The 14,544-nt window shown below is 38.7% G+C and carries 16 protein-coding genes; 8 read left to right on the plus strand and 8 right to left on the minus strand.

Annotation, left to right across the window (positions count from 1 at the left end):
- Positions 1–764: 764 nt before the first annotated feature.
- From ACIG3F_RS15125 to ACIG3F_RS15145, 5 genes are all read right to left on the minus strand, one after another.
- Positions 765–1,082: a hypothetical protein gene (locus ACIG3F_RS15125; RefSeq protein ID WP_228254635.1), complete on the minus strand. Its 318-nt coding sequence runs from the start codon at positions 1,080–1,082 to the stop codon at positions 765–767.
- A 303-nt stretch (positions 1,083–1,385) separates the two neighbouring features.
- The gene (locus ACIG3F_RS15130; RefSeq protein WP_342039593.1) at positions 1,386–3,014 is read right to left on the minus strand and encodes an iron ABC transporter permease; all 1,629 of its coding nucleotides are present in this window, start codon (positions 3,012–3,014) and stop codon (positions 1,386–1,388) included.
- A gap of 83 nt (positions 3,015–3,097) precedes the next feature.
- Positions 3,098–4,108, minus strand: coding sequence for an extracellular solute-binding protein (locus tag ACIG3F_RS15135; RefSeq protein WP_342039592.1), 1,011 nt, complete (start codon positions 4,106–4,108; stop codon positions 3,098–3,100).
- Positions 4,109–4,130: 22 nt separating this feature from the next.
- Positions 4,131–5,255, minus strand: coding sequence for an ABC transporter ATP-binding protein (locus tag ACIG3F_RS15140; RefSeq protein ID WP_342039591.1), 1,125 nt, complete (start codon positions 5,253–5,255; stop codon positions 4,131–4,133).
- A gap of 118 nt (positions 5,256–5,373) precedes the next feature.
- Positions 5,374–5,742, minus strand: a complete 369-nt coding sequence (locus ACIG3F_RS15145) for a plasmid mobilization protein (RefSeq protein ID WP_342065210.1) — start codon at positions 5,740–5,742, stop codon at positions 5,374–5,376.
- 305 nt (positions 5,743–6,047) lie between these two features.
- Here ACIG3F_RS15145 and ACIG3F_RS15150 point away from each other — a divergent pair, with 305 nt between their 5' ends.
- The 4 genes from ACIG3F_RS15150 to ACIG3F_RS15165 all read left to right on the plus strand — a co-directional run bounded on the left by ACIG3F_RS15150 (position 6,048) and on the right by ACIG3F_RS15165 (position 8,654).
- On the plus strand, positions 6,048–6,383 hold the full coding sequence (locus tag ACIG3F_RS15150) for a hypothetical protein (RefSeq protein WP_342039589.1): 336 nt from the start codon (positions 6,048–6,050) through the stop codon (positions 6,381–6,383).
- Between the two features lie 597 nt (positions 6,384–6,980).
- On the plus strand, positions 6,981–7,898 hold the full coding sequence (gene repM / locus ACIG3F_RS15155; RefSeq protein WP_005098643.1) for a replication initiation protein RepM: 918 nt from the start codon (positions 6,981–6,983) through the stop codon (positions 7,896–7,898).
- Between the two features lie 48 nt (positions 7,899–7,946).
- On the plus strand, positions 7,947–8,498 hold the full coding sequence (locus ACIG3F_RS15160) for a plasmid replication DNA-binding protein (protein ID WP_253148890.1): 552 nt from the start codon (positions 7,947–7,949) through the stop codon (positions 8,496–8,498).
- A gap of 12 nt (positions 8,499–8,510) precedes the next feature.
- Positions 8,511–8,654 (plus strand): hypothetical protein, encoded by a 144-nt coding sequence (locus tag ACIG3F_RS15165; protein WP_396470432.1) that lies wholly within the window; start codon positions 8,511–8,513, stop codon positions 8,652–8,654.
- A 206-nt stretch (positions 8,655–8,860) separates the two neighbouring features.
- Here the strand turns inward: ACIG3F_RS15165 and ACIG3F_RS15170 are convergent, their stop codons facing one another.
- On the minus strand, positions 8,861–9,211 hold the full coding sequence (locus tag ACIG3F_RS15170; protein ID WP_004644745.1) for a DUF3147 family protein: 351 nt from the start codon (positions 9,209–9,211) through the stop codon (positions 8,861–8,863).
- Between the two features lie 190 nt (positions 9,212–9,401).
- Here ACIG3F_RS15170 and ACIG3F_RS15175 point away from each other — a divergent pair, with 190 nt between their 5' ends.
- The 4 genes from ACIG3F_RS15175 to ACIG3F_RS15190 all read left to right on the plus strand — a co-directional run bounded on the left by ACIG3F_RS15175 (position 9,402) and on the right by ACIG3F_RS15190 (position 12,474).
- Positions 9,402–10,328, plus strand: coding sequence for a chromate resistance protein ChrB domain-containing protein (locus ACIG3F_RS15175; protein ID WP_005098232.1), 927 nt, complete (start codon positions 9,402–9,404; stop codon positions 10,326–10,328).
- Positions 10,325–11,674 (plus strand): chromate efflux transporter, encoded by a 1,350-nt coding sequence (chrA, locus tag ACIG3F_RS15180; protein ID WP_396470433.1) that lies wholly within the window; start codon positions 10,325–10,327, stop codon positions 11,672–11,674. The genes ACIG3F_RS15175 and chrA overlap by 4 nt, the downstream gene beginning before the upstream one ends.
- A gap of 211 nt (positions 11,675–11,885) precedes the next feature.
- A complete protein-coding gene (locus ACIG3F_RS15185; RefSeq protein WP_005175534.1) occupies positions 11,886–12,182 on the plus strand; it encodes a type II toxin-antitoxin system RelE/ParE family toxin in 297 nt (98 codons plus the stop codon).
- 1 nt (position 12,183) lies between these two features.
- On the plus strand, positions 12,184–12,474 hold the full coding sequence (locus ACIG3F_RS15190; RefSeq protein ID WP_060875721.1) for an addiction module antidote protein: 291 nt from the start codon (positions 12,184–12,186) through the stop codon (positions 12,472–12,474).
- A gap of 111 nt (positions 12,475–12,585) precedes the next feature.
- Here ACIG3F_RS15190 and ACIG3F_RS15195 read toward each other — a convergent pair whose 3' ends face one another.
- Positions 12,586–14,040 (minus strand): SulP family inorganic anion transporter, encoded by a 1,455-nt coding sequence (locus tag ACIG3F_RS15195; protein ID WP_019838442.1) that lies wholly within the window; start codon positions 14,038–14,040, stop codon positions 12,586–12,588.
- Between the two features lie 249 nt (positions 14,041–14,289).
- Positions 14,290–14,499, minus strand: coding sequence for a hypothetical protein (locus ACIG3F_RS15200; RefSeq protein ID WP_396470435.1), 210 nt, complete (start codon positions 14,497–14,499; stop codon positions 14,290–14,292).
- Between the last annotated feature and the right edge of the window lie 45 nt (positions 14,500–14,544).

Raw genomic sequence — 14,544 nt, forward strand, 5'->3', positions numbered from 1 at the left:
ACACCCCCCCCCCCCCCCCCCCCCGCCCCCACCCCACTCCAACAAAACCCCCCACCCGTACCCGCCCCCAACCACCCCAAAATACAACTGCCCAGCCCCAAAACTTCGCTAGAGATCTTGTTAAAGATATTTAGGTTAAACATACAGGCACTCGTCATCCGTATTATAGCGGCCCGACTATAACGAATACCTGTCTTAGCTACGCTAGACACCCTTGGCCGCAAGGATTACAAATTAAGAAAAATTCCGCAAGTTTTTGTCTATTGAAAGAATAAATAATCTCCCAACTGCTATCTATTTAACATAATGGCGGTTATACGAAGTACACTTGTATATTAACTTAAATATCAATAACTTGAAAATTTCAACCTGATCACAAAACGTACAAAAATTGGCTTTTGTAATAAGTTGGTGAGTTTTTAAGCAAATCTGTAACATTTTGCCAGTAAATTTGGTTAAAAAACGATCAATTTGGCGATCGGTGCCCATTTCATGCGGATCCAGGTTCCAAAACTATCCCCAATTGCTGGGGATAAAATTTAGGCTATTTTGTACGCCTAGGCTTACGTAAATTCCGGTTCTTTACGGCTGTCCAGGATAGGTGAATTTTCCTATGATGAAGCCATAGAGAACAGGATGTTCCAAACAACAAGAATAAGAAAGATCGCACCAGGAACGTGAGGTAAGACAGGAGTCATACTTAGCAACCCAATATGAAAAACCCCGGCAGGATGCCGGGGTTTTTTATTGCCTGAATATAGTAATTAGTGGGCAGTATCTGATTGGTTTTGATTGATAAATTTAACCAACGTATCCTGAATAAATTCCTCCAACTCAATACCTTGTTTTTTAATTAATTTTTCTAAATTTTCAATTATTTCATGGTCTAATTCAAACGAAATTTCTGATGAGGTCGCCATTAATAAATCGTAGTTGCTTTCTACCATTTTTCTAAAGACTTCCTCAGGATTATTCTTTAATGGCACGTTGAAAGACAGTCGGAGAGAACTGTTAATAATTTCAACATGTGTATATCCAAGATGTTCTGTACTTTTTCCGACAAATCCTAAATGCTTCATCATGATTCTCGAATCTGGTTATAGCGAATAGCCCTCAATCGAGAGCTATATAAATCAAGCCAGGCTTTCTTTTACAAATTGTGGATCAACAATAAATAATCTAATACGGGTGTCCCAGATTCAGCCTGCTTCAAAATGGACATGATCTGGCTATCAGTAAATTTAGATGTTTTCATGCAGAATCTCCTGCTCGTATCTTAAGAGAAAATTCTACTTTTAGATCCTATTATTTTTAGGGGGGATTCGCCCAGAAAAAGGCTCTTCAAAAAACTAAGGAGCTGATAAAATCTAAGTGGGTATAGATTTTTATGTATTATTTTTACTCATTCGAGCGAGTAAAATAACTGGTATCAGTCCAACCAAAACAATGAGTAATGCTGCTATGGCTCCATCCTCATAAGTGCCTCGTGAAGCCTCTGCATATAACTGTGTGGCGAGCGTTTCCATGTTGAGTGGTCTTAATAACAAAGTCGCCGGCAACTCTTTCATACAATCTACGAAGATCAATAATGCAGCCGAAATAATTGCAGGGCGTAAAAGTGGACAATGGACATGCCATAAGATTCCCAATTTGGTTTGTCCCAGATTACGTCCGGCATCATCAAGTACACTATTGATCCGGTTGTAACCCGACTCAGTACCACCAATCGAAATGGCCATAAAACGAATAGTGTAGGCATAGATTAAAGTAAAACTGGTGCCTAAAAAGATTAATCCAGCAGAAATGCCCAGTTTAAACTCAAGAAAATCTGCTAGAGCATGGTCAATTACCCCTAATGACAGCAGAAGACCAATCGCCAGTACGGTACCGGGAATGGCATAACCTAAACTTGAGATTCGGCTAAACAAGGTATTTTTACTAAAACGTGCGGCACTCACTATCAAGAAACCACTTATCAGTGTCACCAATGTCGCAATACTAGATAAAGTCACGGTATTTATTGCGGCTTGTAATAAGTCATTAGAAAAGCCTGCATACTGAAAACGTTTATAGGCTTCTGCCAGCAAATGGCTAAAAGGAACAAGAAAGCCAATAGCGATCGGAATCAAACCCATCACAAATAAACTTAAGGCTTTGACCCCTGCAACGGTCTGTGCAGGCATAAGTCGGCTACGTTGGGCAGAGTTCATATAACGCTGTCTGCGTCGCCCCAGTCTTTCCACGACTACGAGAAGCGTAATAATGATCAGCATAAAAATGGCAATCTGTGTAGCACTGGCCAAATCTGCCTGATTAATCCATGTGGAATAAATAGACAAGGTTAGGGTTTTAATTCCAAGAAATTCAGTGGCACCAATATCGTTAATCGTTTCCATTAAAACCAGGCTGGTACCGACCGCAATAGCAGGTCGGGCAAGTGGAATTGCAACGCGCAAAAAGACCTGATCCGGTTTTAAACCTAGACTACGTGCGACGTCTATCAGACTCGCGGACTGCATTAAAAACATGGCACGTGTACTTAAGTAGACATAAGGATATAGCACGAAACTTAATAAAAGGATTCCTCCCCCGACGGAACGGATATTCGGAAACCACAGCTGCTGCATATCTAAACCCAAACCTTCGCGGAGCAGGCTCTGGACCGGGCCAATCGGATGCAAAATATCAATATAGCTATAAGCAATGATATAGGTAGGAACTGCCAGTGGTAACAACAGAGCCCAGTCTAAAAATGCACGGCCACGAAACTGATAGGCTGTCACAATCCAGGCACTTCCTGTGCCAATCAAAATAGTCAGTATTCCGACCCCCAGGAGAAGCAAAGAAGTCTCGAGGAGGGTGGGTCCAATCACATACTGGATCAGGTGTTCCCAAATCTCACTATTGCCTTGCAAAGCTGTCCAGAGCAATGCAATGACTGGTAGACAGGCAAGTAGCGTTAATAGTCCACTAAGTGAAAATAATGAACCAAACACAAATTTAATTTTTGACATTGAAAGAATAGGCTTTATAAGAGATAAAATTAATCGGTTCTTATAGGGAGCTGAGTGGTGCCCCCTATAAGTCAGGAGAAAGCTCAGTGGTTAAACTGTACTTTATCAACCAGTTGATTGGCCGTTTTACGGTGGCGGGCAATATCGCTTAAACGAATTGAATCTACGTTCAGTTTGCCAAAGCTGGCAATGATTGGATCAATTTTAGCGCCAGGCTTCACTGGATATTCAAAGCCACTTTTTGCATAGATGGCTTGAGCATGATCGGATGCCAGGAACTCGATTAACTGGACGGCTTCTTTACGGTTTGGCGCATATTTGGATACGACTGCACCAGAAACATTAACATGGGTGCCTCCATTATTAAATGTTGGTAAAACGACATTAATCGCATTCCCCCAGCGCTTTTGCCTTGCATCGCCTGTACGCATCGTACCGACATAATAGGTATTTGCGATACCGATATCACAGATTTGCCCCAAAATATCCCGGGCCACATCACGATCGCCCCCACTCGCAGAACGCGCTAAGTTTGCTTTGACACCGCGCAGCCATTTTTCAGCCTGCTTTTCGCCATGATGCGCAATATAGGCGGCAATTAAACCCGTATTATAAGGATGACTGCCGGAACGGATACAAATTTTGCCTTTCCATTTTGGGTTGGCCAGATCTTCATAAGAAATAGCACTAAGGGGAATACGGTCTTTGGAGGCATACACGGCACGTGCACGCATGGACAGTGCATACCAGTGACCATTTGCAGCACGCAAGTTGGCAGGAATCGCACTATTTAGGATTTTTGAATCTACACGCTGGGTCAAACCACCCTCGACCAGATCGACCAGATTGCCAAAATCAACGGTGAGCATTACATCTGCAGGCGAGCGCCTTCCTTCCGCTTTAACACGCTCAAGTAAACCATCTTTGATAAACACCGTGTTGACTTTTACCCCAGTTTTCTGGCTAAACTCATTTAACAGCGGCTTAATCAGAACAGGTTCTCGCGTCGTATAGAGGTTTACTTCAGCTGCTTGCGTCCAGCTGCCACCACAGGCAACCAGAGCAGTTAAAAAAACTTTCGGAAGAAGCTTCATTTCATGTTTCCTTTATAAAAATTTAAAACTGAACGGCTGGTTCAAGTTCAGATGTAAGACTTGCACTAAGTTCTGCACCAGAGGCAAAGAAAAAACTGGCCGCTAAATCTATAGATACATAGACCTGTTCATACTCATAAAATTTATCTAAATGATCGACCTGAGCCAGTAAAAGAGACGAGACAGATTCAAGTTGCAGCTGTAACTGATAGCTACTTCCCATAAAACTGGCTCGAATAACTTTTGCAGCCACAGCATTTTCTTTAGGCGTTCGGCTTACCTGAAGCTGATGTGGACGGAAATAGCAGGAAACTGGCTGTTTAAGCTCGATCAGGTTTTCAGGGACTGCTACACAACCAAAAACTGTTTCGAGCTGGGTGTCTCGTCGTTGAGCAGGTATTTCATTCACAGTAGAAAAATAACGGGCAGCAAACAGAGTAGAAGGATGAAAATAAAGTTGTTTAGGGGTTCCTATTTGAATAATCTCCCCCTGATGCATCAAGATAATTTGGTCTGCTATCTGCAGGGCTTCTTCTGGATCATGAGTGACAATCACGGTCGTGGTTTCAGTCTTTTTTAAAAGATCAATCGTACTTTTGCGAATCTGATCGCGTAAACGATGGTCCAGATTAGAAAAAGGTTCATCCATCAGCAAGACATGAGGTTTAGGTGCCAAGGCACGTGCCAAGGCAACGCGCTGCTGTTCACCACCCGATAAAGTATAGGGGTAACTGTGCATATGGTGATGCATAGACACATGCTTTAAGGCTTGTTCTGCAACTGCTTGTCGCTGGTTTCGAGGGAGATTTTTCAGACCGAACATGACATTTTCCAGTACATTCAGGTGTGGAAACAGGGCATAGTCTTGAAAAACCAGACCAATATTACGCGCTTCGGCAGGTAGACAGTGCTGCTCATCGCATAGGATATTTTTTTCAAGGGAAATTGAGCCACTGGTTGGGGTTTCCAAGCCTGCAATTAACCGTAGCATCGTCGTTTTACCACAGCCAGAATGCCCGAGTAGGCAAATAATCTCTCCACTTGCTGCACACCATGTAGCTTTGTTGACAGCAAAACGTGAGCCAAACTTTTTGCTTAACTGATGAATGGTTAAAATTTGTTCCAAATGTGCTACATGAGCATTCATACCGAACTCACAACATTATTGATCTGCATGAAGGATAACTGATAATCTTTCTCATGTAGAGCCTTTTGTTATTTATAAAATGAATAGCCACTATACAAGGTCACACACCTTACACTTTTTAAAACTTGACCGCTGATCTGACTTTAGAAATGAATAGATCAATCGAATTTTGATTCTTAGAAAAATCCAGCAGCAGCCCGTTTACTTTAGATCTGATCTCTTTCGGATCAGTCAGCTCCCCATTCATCAAGTTTTTCAGTAGTCCACCCACTTTATTCATATCTGATTTTAGGCTGCGAATTTCCTGGATTGTCTTTATATCAGTCAGACTTTTAGGTTGGTAACCCAATCCTAAATCACGCAAATACTGAGAAGCCGACAAATTTCCCTGGGCCGCACTTTCTTCAATTTTCTTTTTTTCAGCTTCAGTTACCACAACTTGAATTACTTTTTGGCGTATCCGTTTCGGCTTTTTTTGTTCAGTCATTTTTTTGATTTCCAGTACATTTTGGCTATGCCAAAAGCTCCGCAGGACAAGATGCCACGTTGAGCTGAAAGCGAATAAGTCGGGTAATTTATATAACCAAGGCTTGCCATGTTATATAACATTACACATCTTGCCAATATCACTGAAAGTTCAATTGCACATAAATGCATATAATTGCACATCAAAATGAATAAAAACCATTTAAAAGCTTATAGCTGCAGATAATTTCATATAAAATCATATAAAAGCTCTTAATTGCATATAGTTGCACATAATTGCATAAATTAAAGAAAGAGGAAGTCATTATGGTCACCAGACATGGCGCAAAGAAATTCATCATATCTGTATTACCAGAAATAGAAAAACGGCTGGAATCTGGTTATACAATTAAGGAAATCCACGCTGATTTACCTGAGCTAGCGAACAATATTTCTTACAGTTCAGTTTTACGAAATTTGAGCAAAATGGGAATCAGTGAAAAAAAGCCACATTCAAATAAAATAGAAAAATCAGTGGACCTGGATACTGCTTCTAGTTCTAGCCAAAAAATAACGAATGCTCAAAGAAATCTTGAAAATCTACAGAAGCGACCTGAGAAATTTAAATTTGATCATGGAACAAATGATAAGGAATTAATCTGAATCCTCTTTAAATGTGGCTCTAAATGCTGCCTGTTTGCGATTTAAGCTCAAATTCACACTGGAAGGTACAGAACGAGTGTCTACGAGTGAAATCGCTGAAATTCGCGCTTAGACCCTCTGAAAAACAGCTTTTTAGGCTGTGAAGCCTAAATAAGCGTAAATTACATGCAGAAAATTGAGTCTAGATCGAGCGCAGCGAGTAAAAAAGCTCTATGAGCGAAGCGAATTCATCGTGCTTTTGCTTTTTATTAAAGTCACAACGAGATGAGCCAAAAAATTGCCCCGACGAATCGAGCGAAAGCGAGATTCAATAGAGTTTGAGCGTAGCGAAAACCAAGGGCAATTTTTCACTCCCTGTGCTTTTAATTATTTTAAAGTTTTTAAATGCTTTTAGACTTTAAAAAAATATTTAAAATTAATATCTTAAATTGCTATAAAGATAGGTTTAAGGGGTTATAAAGATAGGTTTAAGGGGTTATAAAGATAGGTTTAAGGGGTTATAAAGATAGGTTTAAGGGGTATTTGAATAGTTAAATTATTGACTATTTAAATTAGGCGGTATATAACCTAGTTAGATTAATAAGTAACCTTGGAATTATGACAAATACCAATAAGTTAGTTGTAAAGGATAATGCTCTTATTGATGCCTCTTTCAATTTATCCCTAATAGAGCAACGGATTATGCTTCTAGCAATAGTTGAAGCTAGAGAATCAAACAATCTTTCCCCAGATACCCCGATAGAAATATCTGTGAGCGACTATATCCATCAATTTAAAGTGGATAGCAATAATGCTTATGCCCTACTTAAAGATGCTTCTAAAACGTTAAAGCGAAGAGAGTTTAGCTATTTAGATAGGTATAAGGGCATAGAAGCACTTTCAACGGCTAATTGGGTTAATAAAGTGACCTATGTTGATAAGAGCGGTTTGATTGTTTTATATCTTAGTCATGAAGTAATTAGCTTAATTAGTAAATTAAGTGAACAATTCACAAAATACTATATCGAGCAAGTTTCTGACTTTAAAAGCAAATATAGTATTCGATTATATGAACTTATTATTAAGTGGTTAAGCGTTGCTAAGACTGAAAAATACAGTATCAATGATTTAAGATCAAAGCTTGGACTTGGTGTTGAAGAGTATTCAACTATGTCTAATTTCAAGTCTAATGTATTAGACAAAGCAATTAGTGAAATCAACAAACATACTGATATAACTGTAGATTATCAGCAATTTAAGAAAGGAAGAGTGATTACTGATATCCAGTTCTCTATTAAGTCTAAAGCTCGACCATCTAAACAAACTAACACTATCAAGCAATCTTTTTATCAAATGAATGATGCACAAATTAACTTATTTGGAAATCAGCTATCTCGTCTACATGAACTGTCTCATTTAGCAAATCAAGGTGAAAGCTATGAAGAATTAGCGATTAAAATTAAAGATATGCTCAGAGATCCAACACAGCAAAAACAACTTCTTCCACATCTTAAAAATCTAGGTTTTAAGGCTTAAGTACATTACAGTTCATGTAATGAGGGACTAAAACATAATTAAAGAACTATGCCTAAATTTACTGTTGCAGAATTAGCTAAAAAATATGGAATTGCCCGTACATCAATTTATGATCGTATGAAGAACGGTTCTATCAGTTATGAAATTGATGCGAAGAATCGAAAAGTGATTGATTTTAGTGAAATGCAACGTGTTTACGGTACGCCTAACAGTCAGGCTGACAGTAAGCCTGATAGTAAGGAAAACGACAACACTACAGTTGAACTGTACAAACAATTAATTGAAGAGTTACGGCACGATAAGTCAGTTGCCGAAGAGCGTGAAAGACGTATGTATAAGGAGATTGAGCAACTTAAAGATAAGATTGACAATCTAACCTTAGCACTTGGTTATACACCTAAAAATATTCAGCCTGACAGTAAGCCTGACAGTACAAATGAACAAGTTCGTACAACTACAGACTTACAAGAAACTGTACAGTCGTCACAAGTTATGCCAATAGAAGATAAGCCTATTCAGCAAACAACTACTGCTATGCCACAACCTAAAAAACGTGGCTTATTTGGCCGTGTGCTGAATGCTGTTTTTGATAATGACTAAGGGAGAAAGATCATGCCGAAACTGAAAGACATTGCCCTGGGAATTATTGTGGCCCCGATGCTGATCCCGATCATGCTGATTGCATCGTACCAGGATAAAAAGGCGCTGAAGAAAGAGCTGGATGAACGCCAAAAAGAAAAAGACCAGGCTTCCTGATTATTCACTTGGCCTTATCAAAGCCGTGGAACATCGCTCACTTATTAAACGTGGAACGTGAAAAATCATAAAAAAAGCCCACCAGAGGGTATGTGGGCTAAAATCATGTAACTACAGCATTGATTTATATAGATAATTATAACGCATTTCGTATAAGGTGTATTATGTTAATTTTAGAAAAACTAACATTCATGCCCCTAGTTCATTTACAGCAAATCAATACCGAAATGGTGCAATATAGCTGCCCATGCAAGAAAAAGAAGAATGGTCATTACGTAGCAAATGGCTAGAGATAGCCAAAATCCATAACGCTGATAAAGTATTGGGAATGCTAAAAACATAGGTAATGTCGGTACTACATACCAAAAGGTATACCAAGCATGATTTGAAATTTTCTGCGGGTCTTGATTCTCAAGTTTCATCCATATCAGCACAAGTATCGTTACGATAGGTAAGGCTGCAATCAATCCGCCTAGACGGTCACTACGTTTAGCAACTTCTGAAATAAGTATGACCATTCCAGCAGTTAGAGCGTACTTAGCAATAAGCCAGACCATGTGCATTTCCTAGATGAGTAGATTTATAAAGTTCTATTTTACAAACTGCTAAGTTATAAGCATCTGTTGAATTTACTATTAAAGGATAGAAAAATCTTTTATGACTTTTACATATATTCTTATTAAAGGAAAACTATTTTTAATCCTTTAAAATTGTTATAAGATAAACAAAATTTGTTGATTTTATAACATGAAAATATCATTACTGATCTCATCACTTCCCAGTCAAAGCACAACCGCAAGAATGCGAATTTGGCGTTCATTAAAGTCAAATGGTGCAGCAACTTTAAGAGATGGTGTTTACCTCTTACCCGAAGCACATTCTGAAAAATTCGAGTCTGTTGTTCATGATCATCTTAATGAACATGGGCATGCCTATATCTTTCAGACTGAACCTCCTGCACATTTAGACCTTGCTCAACTTTTCGACAGGACTGGAGAATATGAAGAACTGAGAACTGAAATTTCACAAATACAAAATACGCTTGAGGAAAATAAGAAAAAAGAACATCTCAAACAGATTCGAAAATTAAGAAAAAACCTCAATTCACTGATAGAAATAGATTTTTTCCCAAATACTCATCAAAGCAAAACACTGAATGAACTCACCCGATTAGAACAAGTTATTGCCCGGTTAGGTGAATACGATGAACCCAATAATTTTGAACAGCAATTAAAAGTCCTATGCAAGCAAGATTTTCAAAATAAAATCTGGGCAACCAGAAAGCGTCCTTGGGTTGACCGTTTGGCATCGGCATGGATCATTCAGAAATTTGTAGACCCTCAGGCAAAATTTATTTGGTTAGAGCATCCCAATGATTGCCCCAAAGATACCTTAGGTTTTGATTTTGATGATGCCCAATTTACCCATATCAATCATCTAGTCACTTTTGAAGTGTTAATGCATAGCTTTGAATTACAAACCCCTGCTTTAAATAAAATCGCTGAAATTGTTCATTTTTTAGATGTTGGGGGAAATGAGCCTGCCGAAGCCTTAGGCATTGAAAAAATCTTGCAAGGCTTAAGAAGCACGATCACAGATGATGATCAATTACTCCATCTTTCAAACCATATTTTTGATGGCTTATATGCAGACTTTCAAAGGAATTTAACATGAATAATAAGTCATCTTTAATAGATGAAACAGAAATTGAATCTATCAGCTTTTGGCAAGCATTCAAATTTTGGTTAAAACTGGGATTCATTAGCTTTGGTGGCCCTGCCGGGCAAATCGCTGTTATGCACCAAGAGTTAGTTGAAGAAAAAAAATGGATTTCAGAACAGCGTTTTATGCACGCATTGAATTATTGCATGCTCTTACCCGGCCCCGAAGCTCAACAACTTGCAACTTATATTGGCTGGTTAATGCATAAAACCAAAGGTGGCATCGTTGCAGGGGTTTTATTTGTTCTACCTTCTCTTTTTATCCTCATTGGGCTGTCTTGGGTCTATGTGAAATATGGCGACGTCCCGATCATTGCCGGTTTGTTTTATGGCATTAAGCCCGCAGTTGCCGCAATTGTATTTCATGCCACGTATCGTATTGGCAGTCGTTCATTAAAGAATAAATTTCTATGGGCGATTGCAGTTATCGCTTTTCTTGCAATATTTATTTTTAATATTCCTTTCCCTTTAATCGTTTTATGTGCAGCGATATCGGGTTATTTGGTCGGTAAAAAGTATCCTGATTTATTTAAGCTAAATGCACATCAGTCCAGTCAAAAATCCTATGGACGTGCAATTATTGATGATGATACCCCTACACCTGAACATGCTGTTTTTAAATGGTCTCATCTGATCAAAATAACTGTAATTTCAGCACTTTTATGGGCAATTCCGCTCATCTCTTTAACAGCAATTTTTGGATGGAGTCATTCTTATACTCAACTTGCTTGGTTTTTTACTAAAGCTGCTCTTATGACATTCGGGGGAGCTTATGCTGTTCTGCCTTACATATATCAGGGGGCCGTCGGTTTTTATCACTGGCTGACACCAACTCAAATGATTGATGGACTAGCTCTAGGTGAAAGTACTCCCGGCCCATTGATCATGGTGGTGGCTTTTGTCGGCTTCTTAGCAGCTTATAACCATTCGCTGTTGGGTGCTGAACATCAATTTATTGCAGGTGCATTAGGTGCAATCATCGTCACGTGGTTTACTTTTATTTTCTCATTTTTCTTTATCTTAGCCGGAGCACCTGTTATAGAGTCCACACACAATCAAATTAAATTTACTGCCCCTTTAACCGCCATTACCGCTGCCGTGGTGGGCGTAATTTTAAATTTGGCACTCTTTTTATGTTACCACGTGCTTTGGCCACAGGGTTTTGAAGGGAATTTTGATTATATCTCTGCCATTATTGCAATTTTAGCTGTAGTCGCATTATTTAAATTTAATCAAAGTGTGCTCAGAGTCATCATCGGTTCTGCTTTAGTGGGTTTAACGATTAAAATTTTACTATAAAGAATGAACACTAGAGGTATGGATAAAAAATCTATGCTTCTTTTGACACGATTCAAGGTATCTTCTTTCATATAAAAAATTAAAGAATATTCCACTAAATCACTCCCCATTTAACATAATGGCTGTTATACGAAATTAATGGATGTCCGTATAGACTACTTGCATATTGTATTCGATCGAATACAATATAGTGAGAAGATAAGGAATTCTCATGATTGAAATTAAACGTCTGCCAGAATTTGATGAATGGTTAGATGGCATTAAAGACAATATGACCCGTATTCGTCTGAATCGTAGATTAGATAAGGTTCAACGTGGAAATTGGGGAGACATTAAGCCTCTCCAAGATGGCGTTTGGGAAATGAGAGAATTCTTCGGTGCTGGATGGAGAATGTATTACATCCAGCATGGTGACGTAGTGATTGTAATGCTTGGTGGAGGAGATAAATCGACTCAACAACAAGACATCGATCGTGCAGTCAAATTATCGAAAACATTGGAGGATTAAAATGGTTAAAGTCGCTGATTTACCAAGTTTTGATATGGCTGAGTCACTCAAAACTGAAGAAGACATTGTGATGTATCTCAATATGGTTCTTGAAGATAATGATCCAGCTGAATTAGCCCATGCACTTGGTGTTATTGCTAAAGCTCGTGGCATGACTCAAATTGCTAAAGAAGCAGGGATTGGGCGTGAGGCACTCTACAAAGCCCTACGTCATGATTCAGCACCACGTTTTGATACGATTAATCGTGTAGTAAATGCGTTAGGCTTAAAACTCACTGTACAACACGCCTAAAACTTTAAAAAATATAGTAAAAATGGGAGCTAAAGGCTCCCATTTTTAGATTCGTATAACGTGTATTATGTTAATTTTAGAGATTCTACATAAACGTAAAATCTCCTGCACTTAGATTCTGGCATGTGTTCCATACTTATCAATCATGATAGAGCTGGCTTCATTTAAGCCACGCACAGTGACATTCACACTATTCTTTTGGAATTTATTTACAACAGAATCAAGCATGGCGACTGATGTTACATCCCAAATGTGAGAATGGGTCAAATCAATAATCACATCCTTTACATTCTCTTTAAAGTCAAACCCTTGCATGAATTTTTCAGAAGAACTAAAGAAGATCTGACCTCTCAAATCATATAAACGGGCTGTTCCTTCAAAAGATGCTATTACTTGGATATCATTTTCAAGTTTATTCGCTAGGAACAAAGCTGAAAGTAATACGCCTGTTAACACACCCAAAGCCAGGTTATGCGTAGCAACAACTACAATCACAGTCGCAATCATGACGATATTACTGCTCTTAGGATTATCTTTTAACTGAGTGACAGAACTCCATTCAAAGGTACTGATAGAGACCATGATCATTACCGCTACCAATGCAGCCATTGGAATCACTTTGAGCCAATCGCTGATAAATACAACCAGAATAAGAAGAAAAATACCCGCAGAGAATGTTGATAAGCGTGTAAGACCACCCGATTTCACGTTAATCATGGATTGACCAATCATGGCACAACCGGCCATCCCCCCCATAAAGCCAGAAGCAATATTCGCGATACCTTGTCCTTTACATTCTTGGAATTTATCACTTGGTGTATCTGTCATTTCATCCACGATGGTTGCTGTCATCATCGATTCAAGTAAACCTACAGCCGCCAGTGCGACTGAATAAGGCAAAATAATCATCAATGTTTCAATATTCAAAGGAATATTTGGAATCAAGAACATTGGAAGTGTGTCAGGTAACGATCCCATATCACCCACAGTTCTTACATCAATTCCTAGAGCAATTGCCAGTAATGTGATTGCAATGATGCAGACAAGTGGAGAAGGCAATAATTTTCCTAATTTGGGAATCATAGGGAAGAGATAAATAATCGCCAAACCTAAAGCAACTAAAGCATATACATGCCAGGTCACATTAATCAGTTCAGGCAGCTGAGCCATAAAAATTAAAATTGCTAACGCATTTACGAATCCAATAACCACAGATTTAGATACAAATCGCATTAACTTGGCGAGCTTTAAATAGCCAGCCATTATTTGAATTACACCCGTCAAAATTGTTGCTGCAAGCAGGTATTCAAGCCCATGCTCTTTGACCAAAGTAACCATGAGCAGTGCCATAGCCCCTGTAGCTGCTGAAATCATAGCTGGACGACCGCCTACGAAAGAAATCACGACGGCTATACAGAAAGATGCGTATAGACCGACTTTAGGATCTACACCTGCAATAATTGAAAATGCGATGGCTTCAGGGATGAGTGCAAGACCGACGACTAATCCAGCAAGTACATCCCCACGGATGTTAGAGAACCACTGTTCTCGGACATTAGACAACATAAACATAGCCTGTTTTTTAATTTTTCAGATAGGCTAGTGATGTGATATATACAACACACAAGCGACTACACCACATCACTAGACAGTGATGAGTTATTTACAGATTTAAGACGGTAAATAAACTTAAGGTGGCGTAAGTGTCATAAGATGAAAGAACGTTTTAGAGTAAAAAAATCAGGACAAGGGTAACAGCTAGGTACTTTTTTATAAAGCCTGGATGTTATATCCAAGCTTTGTTTAATCGGTATTTTATGAAGCTTTTGGCTCCCCAAGTAATTGACCTATTTCCAAACGTGTATAGCCACGTTCTTTAAAAATCAAAACAATAGCCTGTTTATAATCTTCAGAAGTAGAAGTCTTATACTTAGTTATCAGTTGATTTTCAGAATTCAGCTCAAGATCATTTTTGATGGTCAATACTTCGCTATAGATCTTGTTAAAGATATTTATGTTAATGATACATGGACTCGTCATCCGTATTTTATCGGGCCGTCTATAAGTAAT

It is taken from the genome of Acinetobacter sp. NPDC052428, assembly GCF_044547685.1.
GTDB lineage: Bacteria > Pseudomonadota > Gammaproteobacteria > Pseudomonadales > Moraxellaceae > Acinetobacter > Acinetobacter lwoffii_G.

Excerpts from the sequence above, each read along its gene's own strand:
- repM (WP_005098643.1), top strand. The coding sequence starts at position 6,981 with ATGACAAATACCAATAAGTTAGTTGTAAAGGATAATGCTCTTATTGAT.
- ACIG3F_RS15160 (WP_253148890.1), top strand. The coding sequence starts at position 7,947 with ATGCCTAAATTTACTGTTGCAGAATTAGCTAAAAAATATGGAATTGCC.
- ACIG3F_RS15135 (WP_342039592.1), bottom strand. The coding sequence starts at position 4,108 with ATGAAGCTTCTTCCGAAAGTTTTTTTAACTGCTCTGGTTGCCTGTGGT.
- ACIG3F_RS15125 (WP_228254635.1), bottom strand. The coding sequence starts at position 1,082 with ATGATGAAGCATTTAGGATTTGTCGGAAAAAGTACAGAACATCTTGGA.
- ACIG3F_RS15145 (WP_342065210.1), bottom strand. The coding sequence starts at position 5,742 with ATGACTGAACAAAAAAAGCCGAAACGGATACGCCAAAAAGTAATTCAA.
- ACIG3F_RS15175 (WP_005098232.1), top strand. The coding sequence starts at position 9,402 with ATGAAAATATCATTACTGATCTCATCACTTCCCAGTCAAAGCACAACC.
- ACIG3F_RS15150 (WP_342039589.1), top strand. The coding sequence starts at position 6,048 with ATGGTCACCAGACATGGCGCAAAGAAATTCATCATATCTGTATTACCA.
- ACIG3F_RS15130 (WP_342039593.1), bottom strand. The coding sequence starts at position 3,014 with ATGTCAAAAATTAAATTTGTGTTTGGTTCATTATTTTCACTTAGTGGA.
- ACIG3F_RS15170 (WP_004644745.1), bottom strand. The coding sequence starts at position 9,211 with ATGGTCTGGCTTATTGCTAAGTACGCTCTAACTGCTGGAATGGTCATA.
- chrA (WP_396470433.1), top strand. The coding sequence starts at position 10,325 with ATGAATAATAAGTCATCTTTAATAGATGAAACAGAAATTGAATCTATC.
- ACIG3F_RS15190 (WP_060875721.1), top strand. The coding sequence starts at position 12,184 with ATGGTTAAAGTCGCTGATTTACCAAGTTTTGATATGGCTGAGTCACTC.
- ACIG3F_RS15165 (WP_396470432.1), top strand. The coding sequence starts at position 8,511 with ATGCCGAAACTGAAAGACATTGCCCTGGGAATTATTGTGGCCCCGATG.
- ACIG3F_RS15185 (WP_005175534.1), top strand. The coding sequence starts at position 11,886 with ATGATTGAAATTAAACGTCTGCCAGAATTTGATGAATGGTTAGATGGC.
- ACIG3F_RS15195 (WP_019838442.1), bottom strand. The coding sequence starts at position 14,040 with ATGTTGTCTAATGTCCGAGAACAGTGGTTCTCTAACATCCGTGGGGAT.
- ACIG3F_RS15140 (WP_342039591.1), bottom strand. The coding sequence starts at position 5,255 with ATGAATGCTCATGTAGCACATTTGGAACAAATTTTAACCATTCATCAG.